This window comes from Corallococcus sp. AB011P (genome assembly GCF_003611605.1).
Classification (GTDB): domain Bacteria; phylum Myxococcota; class Myxococcia; order Myxococcales; family Myxococcaceae; genus Corallococcus; species Corallococcus coralloides.
On record NZ_RAVX01000013.1, the window covers coordinates 171,485 to 188,221 of the forward strand.

Consider the following 16,737-nt stretch of genomic DNA (forward strand, 5'->3'; position numbering starts at 1 on the left):
GCTGTGGTAGCACCCCCGGCGTGTCCCAGAACGGCAAGACGAACGGTGGTGTTTCGCCCCTCGCGCCTCGCGAGGAGCGTCAGCGGTTGATGCGCCTGTCCCCGCGCCAGCGGGTGGCGGCGCTCTTCGATGCGGAGGACACGCCCGCGCTGGTGCGTTCCCTGCCCGCGGAGGACCTCTACGTCACCATCCAGGAGGTGGGGCTGGCGGACGCGACGGAGCTCGTGCAGCTGGCGTCGCCCGCGCAGTTCCGCACCTTCGTGGACCTGGGCGGCTGGGCGAAGGACAAGCTGGACCCGCACGCGGTGCTCACCTGGCTGCGCGCCGCGCGCGGCGACGAGCAGGAGGACTTCCTGCGCAAGGTGCACGCGGTGGACCTGGAGGTGGTGGAGACGCTCCTCAAGGAGTTCACCGTCGTCCACGACCTGGAGGAGAACCCGGACGTCAACCCGCAGGGCATGACGCTGGAGACCCCGGAGGGGCGCTACCTGGTGGAGGTGAAGGTGGAGGGCGTGGAGATGTCCGCCATGCGCGCGCTCCTCAATGATCTCATCGCGGAGAACCCCTTCGAAGCGGTGCGCCTCTTCGAGGCCGTGCGCTGGGAGATTCCCTCCGAACTGGAGGAGACCGCGTTCCAGTTCCGCCGCGCGCGCCTGTCCGACCTGGGCTTCCCGTCGCTGGAGGACGCGCTCGCGCTCTTCAGCCGCGTGGACGTGCCGCCGCGCCCCACCGGACCCGGGACGCCCGCGCTCACCGCCACGGGCGGCCACCTGGACTACCTGGAGGCGGCCTTCCGGGACCTGTCCGACGTGGAGCGGATGAACGCGGAGGACGAGCTGCGGGAGGTGGCCAACGCGGTGCTCGTCGCGGAGCTGGGCGACCCGGGCGACCTGGACGCCGTGCGCCGCGTGGGCGAATGGGTGCGCGACTACCTGTCGCTGGGCCTGGAGCACCTGACGGGCGCTGACCCCGCGAAGGCCCCGGAGGCGCTGCGGGACACGCCCCTGCGCCGCGTCTTCCAGGTGGGCTTCACGCTGACGCTCCAGCTCAAGTACCGCGCGGACCGCCTCTTCAAGGTGCCCTTCATGAAGCTGGACGAAGTGCCGCTGGTGCTCCCGGAGGAGGCCGCCGCGCTGGAGGCCCTCCGGCGCAAGCGCCCCCGCAGGGCGCTGCGCGTCCCGGGCGCGGAGCCCGTCCCGTTCCGTTCGCTGCGGGAGGTGGCCGGTTCGGAAGGACTGCTCGCGCGGGCGGAGGGACAGGTGGCGGCGCTGGGCGCGCTCCTGGGCGGAGCCGAGGACGCGGCGCACACGGTGCTGGCGCGCTTCGGCGTGTCGCTGGACGTGCTGGGCGTGGAGCGGCTGTGGGCGGCGGTCGTGTCCATGGCCGTGCTGGAGGAGGGCGTGGACGTGCGGCCCGTGCCGCTGGGGCGCACGGTGGAGCTGGGCCAGCGCCTCTTCGAAGGCACCCCGGATGCGCCTCGCCTGCGCGCGAGCGCGGCGGAGCGCGCGGTGGCGGCGCTTTCGCCCGCGGTGCCGGAAGCGGCGCGTGAAGAGCTGCGTCGGGTGGTGAACGTCACGCTGGCGCGGCTTTTGTCGGAGCTGGGCCCGGCGTGGCTGCGCGAGGGGCGCTTGGACCTGATCGCCTCCGCGGTGCTACCGATGGAGAGCGCCCCGGTCCCGTAGCTTTTTCAGCCTTGCCCCGCCCGGCGGTCCCGGGCGGTCCCGCAACCGCCTGAAGATACAGGCCTCTTTCGCTGTCATCCCCTGGCACGCGCGCTGCTTTGCCACTCGCCCGCTAGCTGTTTGCCGTTGGCAGACCGCGAACGGATGGGAAGCCCAAGAGGGCCAGGGGCACGCGTGTGACGGGACAAGCGACCGACAGCGAAGGGGTGGCGTACATGGGACCGGGCGCGGAGGGGCAGCGTCGCGACGTACTGGCTTTCTACATGCTCGCGGGGTTCGCGGCGGTGATGTACGCGGTGCCGGGTGAGTGGATCCCCGCGCTGGAGCCGCTGCGGCTCGCGCTGCTGACCTCAGGGCTGGGGGCGGGCCTGATGGTGATGCGCCGCATCGGCAAGGCGGAGCCCCTCTTCTTCGACGGCGCGCGGGGCATCGCGCTGCTGATGTTCTCGACGCTGGCGTTCTGCTCGGTGGCGTGGAGCGTGAACCCGGAGGTGACGCGCTTCCAGGGCGTGGAGCTGCTCAAGCTCACGGCCATCTACCTGACGCTCGTCAACGTCATCACCACGCCCAAGCGGCTGGCGGTGGTGTGCGGCGCCATGGTGGTGGGCGCCATCGTGACGTCCATTGGCGTCATCAACTGGTACATGGTCGGCGAGGACATGGTGGAGGGCTTCCGTTCGCGCTGGGTCGGCGTGTACGCGGACCCCAACCACATGGCCATGAACATGGTGCTGGTGGTGCCGCTCGCGGTGGCGTTCCTCGCGCGCAAGAGCACCCCGTGGGTGTTCCGCCTGCTGTGCGCGGTGTCCGCGGTGCTGGCGGTGGTGGCCATCGTGCTGTCGCACTCGCGAGGCGGCTTCATTGGCCTGTCGGTGGCGATGGCCATGTGGGCCATCCGTGAGAAGCGCCGCATGCAGGCCATCGTGCTGGGCACCGTGTTCGTCGCGGGCCTGGCGGTGTTCGCGCCCAAGAGCTTCTGGCAGCGCAATGAGACGGTGACGTCGTTCCACGAGGACGCGTCCGCCATGGGCCGCGTCTACGCGTGGCAGGTGGCCAGCCGCATGAGCCTGGACAAGCCGCTGCTCGGCGTGGGCGCGGGCGGCTTCCGCTACGCCTGGTTCGAGTACGCGCCGCCGGAGGCGCACCGCGCCTACGTGGCGCACAACATCTTCCTCGACGTCATCGGGGAACTCGGGTGGATTGGCCTCCTGTGCTTCCTGGTGTTCTCGGGCGGAGCCGTGGGCGGGGCGGCGGCCGCGTCGGCGGACCCGGAGATGGGATGGCTGGCACGCGCCTTACTGGCGGCGGTGGCGGGCTACCTCGTCTGTGACTTGTTCTCGGGCTACATCCTGTCCGCGCACTGCTACGTGCTCTTCGGCCTGGCCGCGAGCGCGCACCGCATCGCGCAGGCACGGGAGCGAGCCCTGGTGGTGGGGAGGCAACCGGCGATGAACCCTGCGCCGGTGGCCACGTGGGAGGGGTCTGGGCATGCGGCGTGAGGATGCGCGGATGGGGCAGGAGCCCCTCCGCCTGGTGCAGTTCACCCGGTCGTTCCACATTGGCGGCACCGAAGTGCAGGTGCTGGAGCTGCTGCGAGGCCTGCCCTCCAGCTACCAGTTGCAGGTGTCGGTGTTGGAGGACGCCGGGCCCTTGATGAGCTCGGTCTGGAAGCTGGGGCACGCGCCGGAGGTGTTCTCCCTCAAGGGGTCGCTCGTGCAGCCCAACACGCTGATGCAGATCCACCGGATGTCCCGGTGGCTCAAGGCGAACCGCGTGCAGCTGGTGCACGTGCACGACTTCTACTCCAGCATCCTCGCGGTGCCGGCCGCGAAGCTCGCGGGCGCGAAGGTCATCGTCGGGCGGTTGGACCTGTCCCACTGGCAGGGCAAGGCCCGCCGCCTGCTGCACGCGCAGATGACGCGCATGGCGGACCACGTCATCGCCAACGCGGAGGCCATCCGCCAGCTGCTCATCCACGAGGAGGGGCTGCCCGAATCGCGCATCTCCGTCATCCACAACGGCCTGGACCTCCAGCGCTTCGACGCGCGCGCGGCGGAGGGGCTCAAGGACACACTGCCCGACACCGGCGGCGCGCCCACGGTCATCCACGTGGCCAACATGAACCACCCCGTGAAGCGGCAGGAGGACGTGCTGCTCGCGCTTGCCATGCTGCGTCATGAGGGGACGAAGCTGAACGCGTGGTTCGTGGGAGACGGGCCGCGCCGGCCGGCGCTGGAGAAGATGGCGCACGAACTGGGCGTGGCGGACGGGGTGCACTTCCTCAAGCACCGCACGGACGTGCCGGCCCTCTACGGGCAGGCCACCTTCGGCGTCCTGTGCTCCACGGCGGAGGGCATGTCCAACGCGGTGATGGAGGGCATGGCGGCGGGGCTGCCCATGGTCGTGACCCGGGTGGGCGGCAATCCGGACCTCATCACGGACGGCGAGCGGGGCCTGGTGGTGGAGCCGGAGCGGCCTGCCCAGTTGGCCCAGGCCTTCCGCCGGCTGCTGGCCAACCCCAAGGAGGCCCGGAAGATGGGCAAGGCCGCCCGGGGCTTCGTCGCCCGCGAGCTGTCCCTGGAGAAGATGGTGCGCCGGCATGACGCGCTGTACCGCCAGGTGGCAGGACTGCCCCCAGGCTGAAACCCGCCCCCGGGGGCCGGGAAATGTCAGACCGATCCGGATAATCCACGCCCGTCCTCAGCAATTGGGGGCGGGCGCGTTCGTAGAAATGAAGAGGCGGCTTTTCCGCGGGGCCCTGCGTGTGCGCAGGTTATAGATGGGAATAGCTCGATTTTCGTGGATGTTGGTGGGCAAGGCGTGGTAATGGCGCCTCGGGCATTGCCGGAAGCGGCAAGCGTGCTCACCCTGGCCGTGGTGGATCAGGCGGGTGGAGGAATCACCGCCGGTACGCAGGGGTTTTTGAAGGAAACGGACGCCGAGCGCGGGGCCCGAGACACGGGACGCGGGGCGGACGGCAGGAAACATGAAGGTGGCGTGGGCAGGCCCGAGGGCCGCTCCACATCCGCCGCGACTTTACGAGGCCCTGCCAGTCGGCACGCGGCCCGGGGCGCTCGCCGGTAAAACTCCAAGGTGCCGGCGAGCGCTCTCTTTTTTGCCTCACAACACCGCACCCGGGCATCCTCTGGGGTCCTCCCCGAGCGGAGGACGCACCGGGTGGGACACGGGTGTCAGGTGTCCTCGACCAGGTCGAAGCGCTGGCCCACGCCCTTGGCCAGGGCGACGTCGTAGAGGGCGCGGGCCAGGGCCACGTCCTGCACTGCGAGGCCGGTGGAGTCGAAGACGGTGATCTCGGAGCCGGTGCGGCCGGGCTTGCGGCCGGCGACGACCTCTCCCAGGGTGCCGGCGAGCTGCTCGGCCTGGATGAGCCCGTCGTGCAGCGGCACGTTGACCTCGCCGGAGTGGAGCGCCTGATCCGCGTCGTCGATGAAGACGCGGCCTTCGACGAGCAGGCGCGGATCCAGCTCCTGCTTGCCCGGGGCGTCCGCGCCCATGGCGTTGATGTGGGCGCCGGCCTGGACCCACTCACGGCGGACCACCGGAGCGCGAGCGGGCGTGGCGGAGCAGACGATGTCCGCGCCGGAGGCCTCCTGGAGGCTCACCACGCGGCCGCCCTTCTCCTTCTGGAGCGCCTCCGCGGCCTGGGCGGACACGTCCGAGAGCAGCAGCTCCAGGTCCCCGAAGAGGGCGCGGTGCGCGTCGATGAGGACGCGCGCCTGCACGCCGCAGCCCACGAGCCCCAGCGTGCGGGGCTTCTTCCTGGCCAGGTACTTGGACGCGATGCCGCCGGCGGCGCCGGTGCGCCACGCGGTGAGCAGCGTGCCGTCCAGGATGGCCAGCGGGGACGCGGTGTCCGGGTCGCTGAGCACGTAAACGGCGCGCACCGTGGGCAGCCCGTGCTTGCGCGGGTTCTGGGGATGGGCGTTGACCCACTTCACGCCGGCCGCGCCGTCGAGGAACGCGGGCATGGCGCGGAAGTCGCCGTCGTACTTCGGCAGGGACAGGTACACCTTGGGAGGCATGAGCGCGTCGCCGCGGCCATGGGCCAGGAAGGCACGCTCGACGGCTTCCAGACCGAGCTCGACGGTGTAGAGGCCGCGCAAGTCCTTGGCGCTGAGGAGGAGGGTGGGCATGGGCGCCGCTATACCCAACCGCCCCTGACCGCGTGCGTCGTGCCAGATGTGCAATGTCTGCCATTGGCCATTGTCACAATCACTACCCGGAGCAGGTAGGCAGGCGCGGATAATGGGGAAAGGCGGGTTCAGGGTAGGCTGGGGGTGATGAAGACCTCCTGGCCCACTGAAGACACGGGTTCCCAGGCGCCGAACACGGGCCACCCGACGGGTGACTCCAGCGCGCCGGAGCGGCCGCTCCACGCCACGCGTGTGGGCCGCTATGTGTTGCTGGCGCGGCTGGGCAAGGGCGGCATGGGCGAGGTCTTCGAGGCCTTCGACCCGGAGCTGCGCCGCACCGTCGCCATCAAGCTCCTGCACGAGCGGCGGCTGCCGGACGAGGAGGAGGACGCCCGCGCGCTGCGGCTGGTGCGCGAGGCCCAGGCCATGGCGCGCCTGTCCCATCCGAACGTGCTCACGGTGCACGACGTGGGCACGCACGAGGGCCGGGTGTTCATCGCCATGGCGCGCGTGGAGGGCGGCACGCTGCGGCAGTGGCTGCGTGAGGGGCCGCACCCGCAGCGCCAGGTGCTGGCGGTGTGCCGGGCCATGGGGCAGGGGCTCGCGGCGGCGCACGCGGCGGGGCTGGTGCACCGCGACTTCAAGCCGGACAACGTGCTGCTGGGCAGGGACGGCGGCGTCTGGGTGACGGACTTCGGCATCGCGTCCGATGCGGGCGTGGACACGGAAGCAGGCCCCGCGGTGCCACTCGCGGCGCTGTTGGAGGGGCCGCTCGACACAAGGCTCACGGCGACGGGCGCGCTGGTGGGGACGCCCGCGTACATGGCGCCGGAGCAGTACGCGGGGCGGGGCCCGGACGCGCGAGCGGATCAGTTCAGCTATTGCGTGTCCCTCTACGAGGCGCTCACCGGCCAGCGCCCCTTCGAGGAGGGGACGCTGCGGCGCATGGCCGTCACGCTGCTGGACTCGCAGCGGGCGCCCCAGGGCGCGGTGGTGCCCCGGGTGGAGCTGGAGCCGCCCGCGCATCCGTCCGTCCCGGGCTGGGTGCACCGCGTGCTGGCGCAGGGCCTGGCGGTGGCGCCGGAGCAGCGCTTCGCTTCCATGGAGGCGCTGCTGGCGGCGCTGGAGCGAGACCCGGAGGAGGGACGGAAGAAGCTCGCGGGCCGTTCCATCGCGGTCGTGGCCGGGCTCCTCCTGGGTGTGGGCGTGGCGTGGGTGCGTCCCACGCCGTGCAGCGGCGCGCCCAAATTGTTCGCCCGCGTGTGGGGCCCCGCGCAGAAGGCGGCGGTGGCGGAGGCCTTCGAGAAGAGCGGCGCGAAGGACGCGGACGGTGCGTTCGACCGGGTGGAGCGCGCGCTGGATGCGTACGCGTCGGAGTGGAGCCGCATGCACCGTCAGGCGTGCGAGGCCACGCGCGTGACGGGGGAGCAGCCGGAGGCGCACCTCGCGCTGCGCATGTCGTGCCTGGACCGGCGCCTGCGAGCGGTGGACGCGCTGAGCGCGGAGCTGGCGCACGCGGACGTGGCGCTGGTGCAGCGCAGCGCGGAGGCGGTGGATTCGCTGCGCGGCGTGTCCGGCTGCGCGAACGTGGAGGCACTCTCCGCCGCTGTACCGCCGCCGGAGGACGAGGCGGCGCGCACCCGCGTGGAGGCGGTGCGCCAGGACGTGGCGCATGCGCAGGCGCTGCTCGACACGGGCCGCTACTCGCAGGCGGTGCCCGTGGCTCGGGCGGCGGTGGAGGCGGCGCACGCGACGCGCTACCGGCCGGTGGAGGCGGAGGCGCTCCATGTCCTGGGCTGGGCCCACCACCGCATGAGCCAGTCGCGCGACGCGCGGGCCACGTGGCACGAAGCCATGGCCGCGGCCACGGCGGGACGGCATGACGAAGTGGCGCTCCAGGTGGCCACGGAGCTGGTGCTCGGATTGAGTGGGGACCCCGAGTGGTTCCCCGAGGCCCACCTGTGGAGCGCCCAGGCGCACGCGCTCATCGAACGGCTGGGCTCCGCGCCGGACCTGGAGGGACGGCTGGCCAACCACGAGGGCATCCTCGCGCTGAACGAGGAGGCGCTCGACGCGGCGGCGGAGCACTACGCGCGGGCCCTGGCGCTGCGCGAGCGCACCCTGGGGCCCACGCACGTGGACACCGCGAAGGTCTACAACAACCTGGGCATGGTGATGATGCGCCAGGGCAAGCAGGCGGAGGCCAGCGCGCTGTATCAGAAGGCGCTCGCCATCTACGAGGAGCGGCTGGGGCCGGTGCATCCACTGCTCGCGGGCACGCTCACCAACCTGGGCTTCGCGGAGCAGGAGGCGGGAAACCTGCCGAAGGCGCTGGAGTGGTTGCAGCGCGCGTACACGCTGCGGCAGCAGACGCTGGGCCCGCTCAATTCCCAGACATTGCTGCTGCTCCACGACATCGCGCTGGTGCAGGAGTCGCTGGGCGCGCCGGACCGGGCGCTCGCGCTGCACCGGCAGGCGCTGGAGGGCATGCGTCAGGGCTTTGGCGCGGAGAGCCGCGAGGCCATCGACTCGCTGAAGGCGCTGGCGGGCGCGGAGGAGCGGCTGGAGCGGGACGCGGATGCGCTCGCGCACTTCCAGGAGGGGCTGGCGCTCCAGCGCAAGGTGCTGCCGCCGGAGGAGTTCGCGGTGGACACGCTGGAGGAGGACGTGGGGCGGCTGATGGTGGCGCAGGGCCGTCCGAAGGAAGCGGTGCCGCTGTTGCGCGCGGCGCTGGAGTCCAAGTCGCGCTCGCTGGGCGCGGACCATGCACGGACCATCCACAGCCGCACGGCGCTGGGGCTCGCGTACTTCCTGCTGGGGCAGGGCGACAGCGCGCGTGAACTGCTGGAGACGTCCGAGCGGGTGCTGGCGCCGCTGGGCTGGAACCCGGTGGACGCGGCGATGACACACTTCGCGCTCGCGCAGGCGCTCTGGAGCCAGCCGGCGGAGCACGCTCGGGCGATGACGCTCGCGAAGCAGGCCGAGGAAGGCTTCACCCAGGGCGGCTCCATGACGCGGCGCGAGCTGGCGCAGGTCAAGCAATGGATTGCCAGTCGTTGAGCGTCACGGCCATTGGATTTGGCCGTTATTGATGGAATTGCATTGAAGGCCTGGAGTGGTCTGTCCAATCCGGATTGCCTAACATGCGGCCTTGTCGGAAGGCCGGGCGCCATGCCGGCGTCCCCTCGGACAAGGAGTCATCCATGAAGCCTGGAATCGCGTTGCTGCTGTGCACGGGTCTGGCATTGACGGCGTGCGGTGGTGCGATGACGCCCGAGGAGGCTGCCGGCGAGGAGACGGCGGCGCTGGCGACGTCAGAGGCCGAGCTGGCTTCGTGTGGCACCTGGTCCGGATGGACCAACACCGGCGCGTCGAGCTGTAAGCCCAATTCCGCCTGCGGGAACTACTGGCGTTGTGAGCCGCGCCTGGCGCCGGAAGCGGCTCCGGCCCTCGACGATGGGCCGCAGCAGCGGCCGCCGGTGTGCCCGTCGGGCCAGGTGGCCGTCATGTACTACGAGCTGGGCATGTACAATCAGCAGTCCCAGTACCGTGTGTGCTTCGACTCCGCCGGCAACTACACGCACACGGAATGGCAATACCAGAATGTCTCCGGGGGGTGCAGCGGCTGCTGATCAGCTCCACCACCAGGCCGCCGCGGCGATCAGGCTCCCCGCCGCGGACAAGGCCACCCACTTGAGCCACGGTGCCTGCGAGGACGGTGACGGCTCCTCGGGGGGCCGGAACCGCTTCACGGGCTCCGGCAGTGGAGCCTGCTCCTTCACGGGAGCGGGCTCCGGTGGCCGGGACACGGGGCGCTGGGGCCTCAGCGCCTGGGTCGGCGCCTCCGAGCGCAGGGGAGCCGCGGGCTCCAACGGCAGCGTGGGCAGAACCTCCGGCTGCATCACCTCCGTGGGTGCGGGGGAGGGCGGCTCGGGCAGGGCGGGGCGGAGCCTCCGGGGCTTCGCCGGGACGCCGGCCGGGGGCTCCATCAGCCGGGATGGAAAGAGCGGGGACTCGCCCAGCCGGGCCAGCTCCGCGCGGAGCTCCTTCGCCACGGCGGTGGCCTCCGTGGGCCTGCCCTTGCGGTCCTTTGCGAGCAGGGCTTCCACCAGCGACACCAGCGACGCGGGAATCTCCGGGCGCAGCGGCGTGAGCGGCGGCGGGGCGTCATACAGCACCGACTCCATCACCGAGCGGCCGCGCTGGATGGGAAACGGCCGGCGTCCGGCGAGCAGCTCGTAAAGACAGACGCCCAGCGAGTACAGGTCCGCGCGCGCGTCCAGGACCTCGTCGCGGATCTGCTCCGGGGACATGTACGCCAGTTTCCCCATCACCACGCCGGACGTCGTCTGCGTGCCTTCCGACGTCTTCACGATGCCGAAGTCCGCGATCTTCACCGTGCCGGTGTAGGAGAGCAGCAGGTTGTCCAGGGACACGTCGCGGTGGATGAGCTCCATCCACTTGCCCGACTCCGGGTTGACGAACCGGTGCACGTACGCGAGCCCGTCACACGCCTGCGCGATGGCATCCAGGATGGGGCCCAGGGGCACCAGCTCCGGCCGGCTGGCCGCGTGGATGTGCGCGAGGCTGGAGCCCGCGACGTACTCCATGGACAGGTAGACCTGGTCGTCGATGACGCCCGTCTCCAGCACCCGCACCACATTGAGGTGGTGCAGTCCGGCGGCGACCTCCGCCTCCCGCAGCAGGCGGCGGCGGAAGCGGACGTCGGCGGCGTGCTCGGAGTGGATGCGCTTGAGGACGACCGGCTCTTCCCAGCCGTCACGTTCCGCGAGCGAGACGCGCCCCATGCCGCCTTCGCCAATGTCCCGCAGGACACGGTACGGCCCGAATCGCTGGACGTCGTTCATTCCGGCGCAAGCCTACCGTCACTCACGCCCGGAACGCAGGATCAGGCCCTGGGTTCGCGGCTGGACCGGGACGAGAAGTCGGCCGGCTGGGGCTCCTCTTCGGCCCCGATGCGGCCCTGGCCACTGCCGGAGTGCTTGGACCCCGAGGACCGGGAGCTATCGCCTGTCGCCACCCGGCCACGGCGGGAGGCCTCCGGGATGTCCCCGCCCAGCAGCTTCGCGAACAGGTCGCGGATCTTCTCGGCGAACTTCTCCAGGGGGGAAGACGGCTTCGTCTCGGTCGCACCCGCCGCCCCGCTGTCCGGGGGCACGAAGCTGCACGAGACGGAACCCGAGTGTCCGCCCCCCATGCCCCTCGCGCTGGAGCCGGAGGCGCAGGGCTGGGCCTCGCCGCCGTCGCCCACCGGGCCGCGATGGAGGCGGTCCCCGATGGAGCCGTCCAGCCGGGCCTGCGAGGCGCCACCCTGGAAACCGTCCGGAAGCTCCTTGTAGGCCTGCGCACCGTTGGAACCACCCCGGCCACCCGCGAGGATGCTCTGTCCAGACGCGCACTTGACCGGAGGCGTGAGGGGCTGCTGTTCGATCTGCGGGAGGGTCGACAGCGGGCGGGAGATCTTCATGTGGCACCTCAGGACGGAGTTCCTGGAGCCATCATCGGACCTAGCACGTTCGGATTTTCCTTGGAGTCCTGGAAAGCCCAAGAGGCGTCTGGGATGCATTGCGTCAGCGTTCAAAGGCAGACAAGCGAATCCGCACCCACCAGAAGATTCCCGTTCCCAGGGAAATGTGGAGGGAAGGAGTGCGACAGGTATGGTGCGGCACGATGACGACCGCCACGCGCAAGGACGGCAAGCTGGATGGAGAGATCAAATGGTCGCTCGCCATCCATGGGATGTCGGAGCACGCACCGCGCGTGGCCATGCAGGAGGCGCTCGGACTGCCGACGGGGCCGACCTCCACAAGGAATACCGAGCGCGCGGTCCCGGGCCGCGCGGAGGAGGCGCGGCTCCCTCAGTCCCTCCGGGGGGGCGTGCCGGGGGGATCTCCCTGCGTCCCGCCGGAGCTGCCCCGGCCGCCCGCGCGGATGCTGCTGCCCGAGGCGCTCATGCCCTGGCTGCTGGAGCCGCCGGGGCCCGGTGAGGGCTTGAACTTGTCCCGGTCCTCGATGCCCTGACCGCGACTCGAGGCGCCCGAGCCGACGCGGATGCTGCTGCCTGAAGCACCCTGTTTGCAGTCACCCACGTGCGAACTGCCAACCGGCCCGTCGAAGACGTCGGAGGGGCTCTGCTTTGCGGGCGGCTTCGGCGGGACCGGCTGCGGCACGGAAGGGCGCGGCCGGGCGGTCGGCGACGCGGGCGGGGATGACGGCGGACGGGAGATCTTCACGGCGCACCTCGAAGGGCGGAAGACGTCCCACCATCATCGCCAGGGGCCTGTCCCGAGTTTCCTGTGTCGCCAGGAAGACACGGAACAGGTCCTGGAGTGCATGACGCGTCAGGCTATTGGCTCAGCGGAATGGCCCACAGCGAGAAGCCTGGTGCACCGGGCAGGGCGCGGAAGAAGAGGTGTTCGCCCACGCGCGTAAAGGCAGCCGCTTCCGCAGGAGTCTTGTTCGCGGTCAGGGAGTCCACCGCGTGGGTGCCCTGGACCGTCCCGTCCGTGACCCAGACATTGCCCTTCGCGGAGAACAGCAGGCCGCCGGAATCCAGACCGAAGAGCGGTGAATGGAACACATCCGGCCGGGTGAGGCCGGAGGACAGCTGACGCGTGCCCTCCGCGGTGCCATCCGTCACCCACAGGTCCACGTCGCGAGGCGTCTGGACCGTCGCGCCCAGCGTCCGGGCGAAGTAGATGCGGCCGTCCACCGTCACCGCGTTGCGGAGGCCCGGCACGGCCTTCGGGTCGTCTGAGTAGGGATTGGGGAGGACGGCGACGCCCTGCTTGGGCCCACCGGCCATTGGCAGCCGCCAGAGCTTCGAGTGGCCGTCCTCGGTGCGTGTGAGCACCGTGGCGAAGCCTCCGGCGACGCCCAACAGTTGGCCGTCCCGGCCGAAGGCATCCAGCCGCAGCGTGCCGGCCTCCGTGCCGTCTGTCTTCCAGACCTCCAGGCTGGGGCCCTCATCGGTGAGGGTGAACACCACGGTGCCGTCCACGACCTGGGGCGGGAACAGGGCCACGTCCGCGGACGCATCCAGCCGCTTCAGCAGCCGGGTGCCGGACGCGGTGCCATCCGTCCGCCACAGGCGCGTGCCGTTCACCGCGTCCTGGAGGACGAAGAGCAGCGTGTCCTCCACCCGCTGGGTCCACATGATGGTGCGCTGGTACCGCCCCGGGATGCCGAAGTCCTTCACCTGGACCGTCCCGGCGGCCGTGCCGTCGGTGCGCCACAACCGCACGCTCTCCTCGAAGTCCTCCGTGAGGAACACCCGTGTGCCGGACGTGGGAAGCACGTCGCCGTAGGGGGTGGTGTAGCGGCCGAAGTCCATCACCCGGACTGTTCCGGCGGCCGTCCCGTCTGTGTGCCACAGCTCCGTGCCTCCCTGGCCGGCCGGTGCGTTCCGGAAGAAGGAGAGCGACCCGTTCAGGACGCTGAAGCCACCTCCGCCCGAATCACCTGGGCCCGGCGTCAGGTCCGCGACGGGCCGCGTGCCTCCCTCCGTCCCATCGCTCACCCAGAGCTCCCAGCCGAGCGCCGGCTCGAAGCAGTGGAAGAATAGCCGTGAGCCCACCGGTGTCATGCGGCCGATCCTCAGCCCGCCCAGGATGGCGTTCGTCGGAGGAAATGCCTTCACCACGACAGTGCCCGCCGTCGTCCCGTCGCTCTTCCACAGGGCGATGCGTTGATCCTCCTCCTGGACGACGAAGTAGAGCGTGCCCGCCACGTCCGTCAGCAGCTCGGGGCGGGGCTCCTTGTCCAGCCGGGTCCCGGGAGTCCGGCCGGGAGGAAGGACCTGCTTCACCTCCCGCGTGCCCCACGCCGCTTCCATCCGCGCATGGACTTCCGCCCCATCGCGCAACGGCTCCGGACCCACCGCCTCCGGTCCGGCACCGCACCCCAGCACGCTCCCCGCCGCCACGACCCACCACCACGACCTCGTCCGCATGTCTGCCTCCCCAGCCCCCAGATGCGAGGAAGGTGCTTCGGGGCGGACACACGGCGAGCTGCCCTGCGGGTCAATGCGGCTGCTTGAAAGACAACGGAGGCTACGCGGGAGCGGCGGGTGTGCCCTGGGGCAACGGGAAGGCCGGCCGCTGTCGGCGACCGGATGGAGCGCTGCCCGCGCGGACACGCTCGTGACGGTGAGCTGTGCGGGAGACTGCGGCTTTCACGTCGGGGGGCATATGCGTTGGATGCTTGGGCTGTTGCTACTTGTCAGCTGCGCGTCAGCTGGAGTGCACCGGCCAACGCCCGAGGAGGTGTGGCGGGAGGCGGGAACGACGGCAGCGTGTCGCGATGACACGCACGACGTCTGCACCGCGGTGCTGTGCGCCGGCGAGGGCTGCGCGCTGTACCTCTGCGAGGACCTGGTTCCCGGGCGCGTGGTGCGAACGCGGGGCGCCACGGTTGCACCACTCCTCGTCGCGCCCGGCAGTGGCGCGCAACGCAACTGGGGAAGTGCCCAGGGACTTCCAGGCGGTGCGCAGCCCATCATGGTTTTCCGCTGGCACAGGCGAGAGCCGCTGCCCAGCGAGTTGCGTCGGCAGCAAGCGATAGAGGAGTGGGCCCGTCGGCCGAAGGAGCGGCACCACATCTTCCCCCAAGCCTTCGAGCGTCGCTTCGCTCGCAAGGGCATCGACGTCCACCAGTACGTCATTGCCATTGATGCGGAGCTACATCACAAGATTCACCGCGGCGAGGCAGGCGGGCCGTGGAATCGCGAGTGGGAGGAATGGCTTCGCATGAAACAGGACCGCGCCAGGAAGGCGGAATACTTCGAGCAGGCGTCGGCCATGATTCAGAGGCACGGCCTCTTCGGCCTGACGATGACGTACTGGCAAGTCGTCGACCTGAGTCCCCAACCTGTGAGGGGTGACTGATGCGGTACTACGAGGTGCGCGCGTCGCAGGGGCCATGGCGTTGGAGCGGGAGCTACGACGCCGAGCACCGCTGGGTGCTGCCAGGGGTGGACTGTCCACGCTGTGGCACCTGGGCGGGCGCGGGCGCGTACCCGACGGTGGACTTGAGCGGAACGGGGGCACTCGCAAAGGAGCTCGAGGAGACGCTCTGGCCGACGACGGTGGCCGAGTACCGCCGGATGGCGGCGGCCATCACGCCCTTGGTGGCGGTGGACCAGGAGGTGACGCCAGGCTGCGCCTTCGGGCCGCTTCGGGGCACCGCGTCCGGTGACTTCGGTCCGCTGACGGCGTGGCCTGGCTGGCAGCTGCTGGTGCGCGAGGACGCCCGGGCGGCCTTTCGCGAACTGCCGCTGCAGGGCGTGGACGCGGTGCCTGCCCAGCTGCAGGGGAGCGGGGGACAGCTGTACGAGGTGGAGGCGCGCCCTATCGGCCGCGCCCACCACGCCTCGGTGACGCCGGACAGCCCGTCCTGTGACTACTGCGGCCACCAGGGAGGCTTCAGCCTCGCCACCGACTGGGCGCTGGACGCGGCCACCGTGCCATCGAGCGACGTGTTCCGCGTATGGGGAACGGGGGTGATGGTGGTCTCCGAGCGCTTCGCCGTCTCGATGGACAAGCTGGGCCCGAGCGACGTCGAGTTCCGCGAGGTGCCACAACGCTGACCAGGCCTTGGCAGCACAGACGTCCACGGAAGGAGGGGCGCTCTCAAGCGGTGAACGCACCACTTGGGTGCTTGCCATGGCACCCTGCTTGACAGGAGGCACTGGGTGCGAGGCCGAGGGAAAGCAGCAAGGCTGACGGGTGAGGACAGACTGGAGATTCGGCGGCGTGTCATCGCTGGCGAGAGCTTCGAGCAAGCGGCGCTGGCCATCGGCTGCTCGAAGAAATCCATTCAGCGTCTCCTGGTGAAGACGGGGGGAGTGGCGCCGCGCGTGCGCCCGCGCTCGCCCTTGCGCCTATCGCAGCAGGAACGCGAGGAGGTCTCACGCGGCGTCCAGGCGGGCGAGTCGATGCGAGCCATCGCGCGTCGGTTGGGACGCTCCGCGTCCACCGTGTCACGCGACGTGGCCGCAACGGGTGGCAGGAGGAAGTACCGGGCATGGCGTGCTGAGGAAGGCGCTGCGCGCAGGGCGCGTCGTTCCAAACCTGGCAAGCTTGCCGTGAACAGCCCCCTGAGAGCCGAGGTGGAGCAAGGCCTGGCCCGGCGCTGGAGTCCCCAGCAGATTGCCGCCAGACTGCGCGCGAATTTTCCCGAGCAGCCTCACATGCGCGTGTCTCACGAAACCATTTACCGCTCGCTCTTCGTGCAGGCGCGAGGCGCGCTCCGCAAAGAGCTCACCGCCTGCCTGCGTACGGGCCGGACCCAGCGCCGGCCCAGCAAACGCAACGACGTGGGCGGACAGCTGCGCGACATGGTGATGCTCAGCCAAAGGCCGCCAGAAGCCGAGGACCGCGCCGTCGCAGGCCACTGGGAGGGCGACCTCGTCATCGGCAAGGCAGGCAAGTCCGCTGTCGCAACCCTCGTGGAGCGATACAGCCGCTACGTGATGTTGCTCGAGTTGCCGCACGGCCGGACGGCAGAGCGCGTCCGTGAAGCTTTGACAGAGCAGATTCAACGGCTGCCCGAGCACCTGCGCCGCTCGCTCACGTGGGACCAGGGCAAGGAGATGGCCGAGCACGCACGCTTCACTCTCGACACCCAGGTACAAGTCTACTTCTGCGACCCGCACAGTCCCTGGCAGCGCGGCAGCAATGAAAACACCAACGGGCTGCTGCGCCAGTACCTGCCCAAGGGCATGGACCTGAGCACGCTCTCCAGCAAGCAACTCGACGCCATCGCGTACGAACTTAACGGACGCCCGCGTCAAACGCTTGCATGGCGAACGCCTGCCGAAGTATTCGCGTCAGCTGTTGCGACGACCGTTTGAGAGCGCCAGGGATTCGGGGACAGGAGCT

General features: G+C 70.5%; 13 protein-coding genes. 9 read left to right on the top strand and 4 right to left on the bottom strand.

Annotated features, from left to right (window positions below):
- Nucleotides 1-20: 20 nt before the first annotated feature.
- From D7X30_RS27855 to D7X30_RS27865, 3 genes are all read left to right on the top strand, one after another.
- Entirely contained in the window at nt 21-1,682 is a 1,662-nt protein-coding gene (locus tag D7X30_RS27855; RefSeq protein WP_120566006.1) for a DUF6178 family protein, read from the top strand.
- Nucleotides 1,683-1,897: 215 nt separating this feature from the next.
- Nucleotides 1,898-3,181 (top strand): O-antigen ligase, encoded by a 1,284-nt coding sequence (locus D7X30_RS27860; protein WP_120566065.1) that lies wholly within the window; start codon nt 1,898-1,900, stop codon nt 3,179-3,181.
- Nucleotides 3,171-4,325: a glycosyltransferase gene (locus D7X30_RS27865; RefSeq protein ID WP_120566007.1), complete on the top strand. Its 1,155-nt coding sequence runs from the start codon at nt 3,171-3,173 to the stop codon at nt 4,323-4,325. The genes D7X30_RS27860 and D7X30_RS27865 overlap by 11 nt, the downstream gene beginning before the upstream one ends.
- 548 nt (nt 4,326-4,873) lie before the next feature.
- Here D7X30_RS27865 and D7X30_RS27870 read toward each other — a convergent pair.
- A complete protein-coding gene (locus tag D7X30_RS27870) occupies nt 4,874-5,836 on the bottom strand; it encodes an ornithine cyclodeaminase family protein (RefSeq protein ID WP_120566008.1) in 963 nt (320 codons plus the stop codon).
- Nucleotides 5,837-5,983: 147 nt separating this feature from the next.
- Here D7X30_RS27870 and D7X30_RS27875 point away from each other — a divergent pair, with 147 nt between their 5' ends.
- On the top strand, nt 5,984-8,896 hold the full coding sequence (locus D7X30_RS27875; protein WP_120566009.1) for a serine/threonine-protein kinase: 2,913 nt from the start codon (nt 5,984-5,986) through the stop codon (nt 8,894-8,896).
- 143 nt (nt 8,897-9,039) lie between these two features.
- On the top strand, nt 9,040-9,468 hold the full coding sequence (locus D7X30_RS27880; protein WP_120566010.1) for a hypothetical protein: 429 nt from the start codon (nt 9,040-9,042) through the stop codon (nt 9,466-9,468).
- Here D7X30_RS27880 and D7X30_RS27885 read toward each other — a convergent pair whose 3' ends face one another.
- Nucleotides 9,469-10,704: a serine/threonine-protein kinase gene (locus D7X30_RS27885; RefSeq protein WP_120566011.1), complete on the bottom strand. Its 1,236-nt coding sequence runs from the start codon at nt 10,702-10,704 to the stop codon at nt 9,469-9,471. It lies immediately after the preceding gene.
- A gap of 41 nt (nt 10,705-10,745) precedes the next feature.
- Nucleotides 10,746-11,324, bottom strand: a complete 579-nt coding sequence (locus D7X30_RS27890) for a hypothetical protein (protein WP_120566012.1) — start codon at nt 11,322-11,324, stop codon at nt 10,746-10,748.
- Between the two features lie 179 nt (nt 11,325-11,503).
- On the opposite strand from D7X30_RS27890, the gene D7X30_RS43105 reads away from it, so the two are divergent.
- Entirely contained in the window at nt 11,504-11,878 is a 375-nt protein-coding gene (locus D7X30_RS43105) for a hypothetical protein (RefSeq protein ID WP_233591812.1), read from the top strand.
- 325 nt (nt 11,879-12,203) lie between these two features.
- Here the strand turns inward: D7X30_RS43105 and D7X30_RS27900 are convergent, their stop codons facing one another.
- The gene (locus D7X30_RS27900) at nt 12,204-13,808 is read right to left on the bottom strand and encodes a hypothetical protein (protein ID WP_120566013.1); all 1,605 of its coding nucleotides are present in this window, start codon (nt 13,806-13,808) and stop codon (nt 12,204-12,206) included.
- 247 nt (nt 13,809-14,055) lie between these two features.
- On the opposite strand from D7X30_RS27900, the gene D7X30_RS27905 reads away from it, so the two are divergent.
- The 3 genes from D7X30_RS27905 (at nt 14,056) to D7X30_RS27915 (ending at nt 16,709) form a co-directional block, all read left to right on the top strand.
- The gene (locus tag D7X30_RS27905; protein ID WP_233591814.1) at nt 14,056-14,742 is read left to right on the top strand and encodes a TIGR02269 family lipoprotein; all 687 of its coding nucleotides are present in this window, start codon (nt 14,056-14,058) and stop codon (nt 14,740-14,742) included.
- On the top strand, nt 14,742-15,443 hold the full coding sequence (locus D7X30_RS27910; protein ID WP_120566015.1) for a double-CXXCG motif protein: 702 nt from the start codon (nt 14,742-14,744) through the stop codon (nt 15,441-15,443). Before D7X30_RS27905 ends, D7X30_RS27910 begins: the two co-directional genes overlap by 1 nt.
- Nucleotides 15,444-15,548: 105 nt before the next feature.
- Nucleotides 15,549-16,709, top strand: a complete 1,161-nt coding sequence (locus D7X30_RS27915; protein WP_233591816.1) for an IS30 family transposase — start codon at nt 15,549-15,551, stop codon at nt 16,707-16,709.
- Nucleotides 16,710-16,737: the final 28 nt, after the last annotated feature.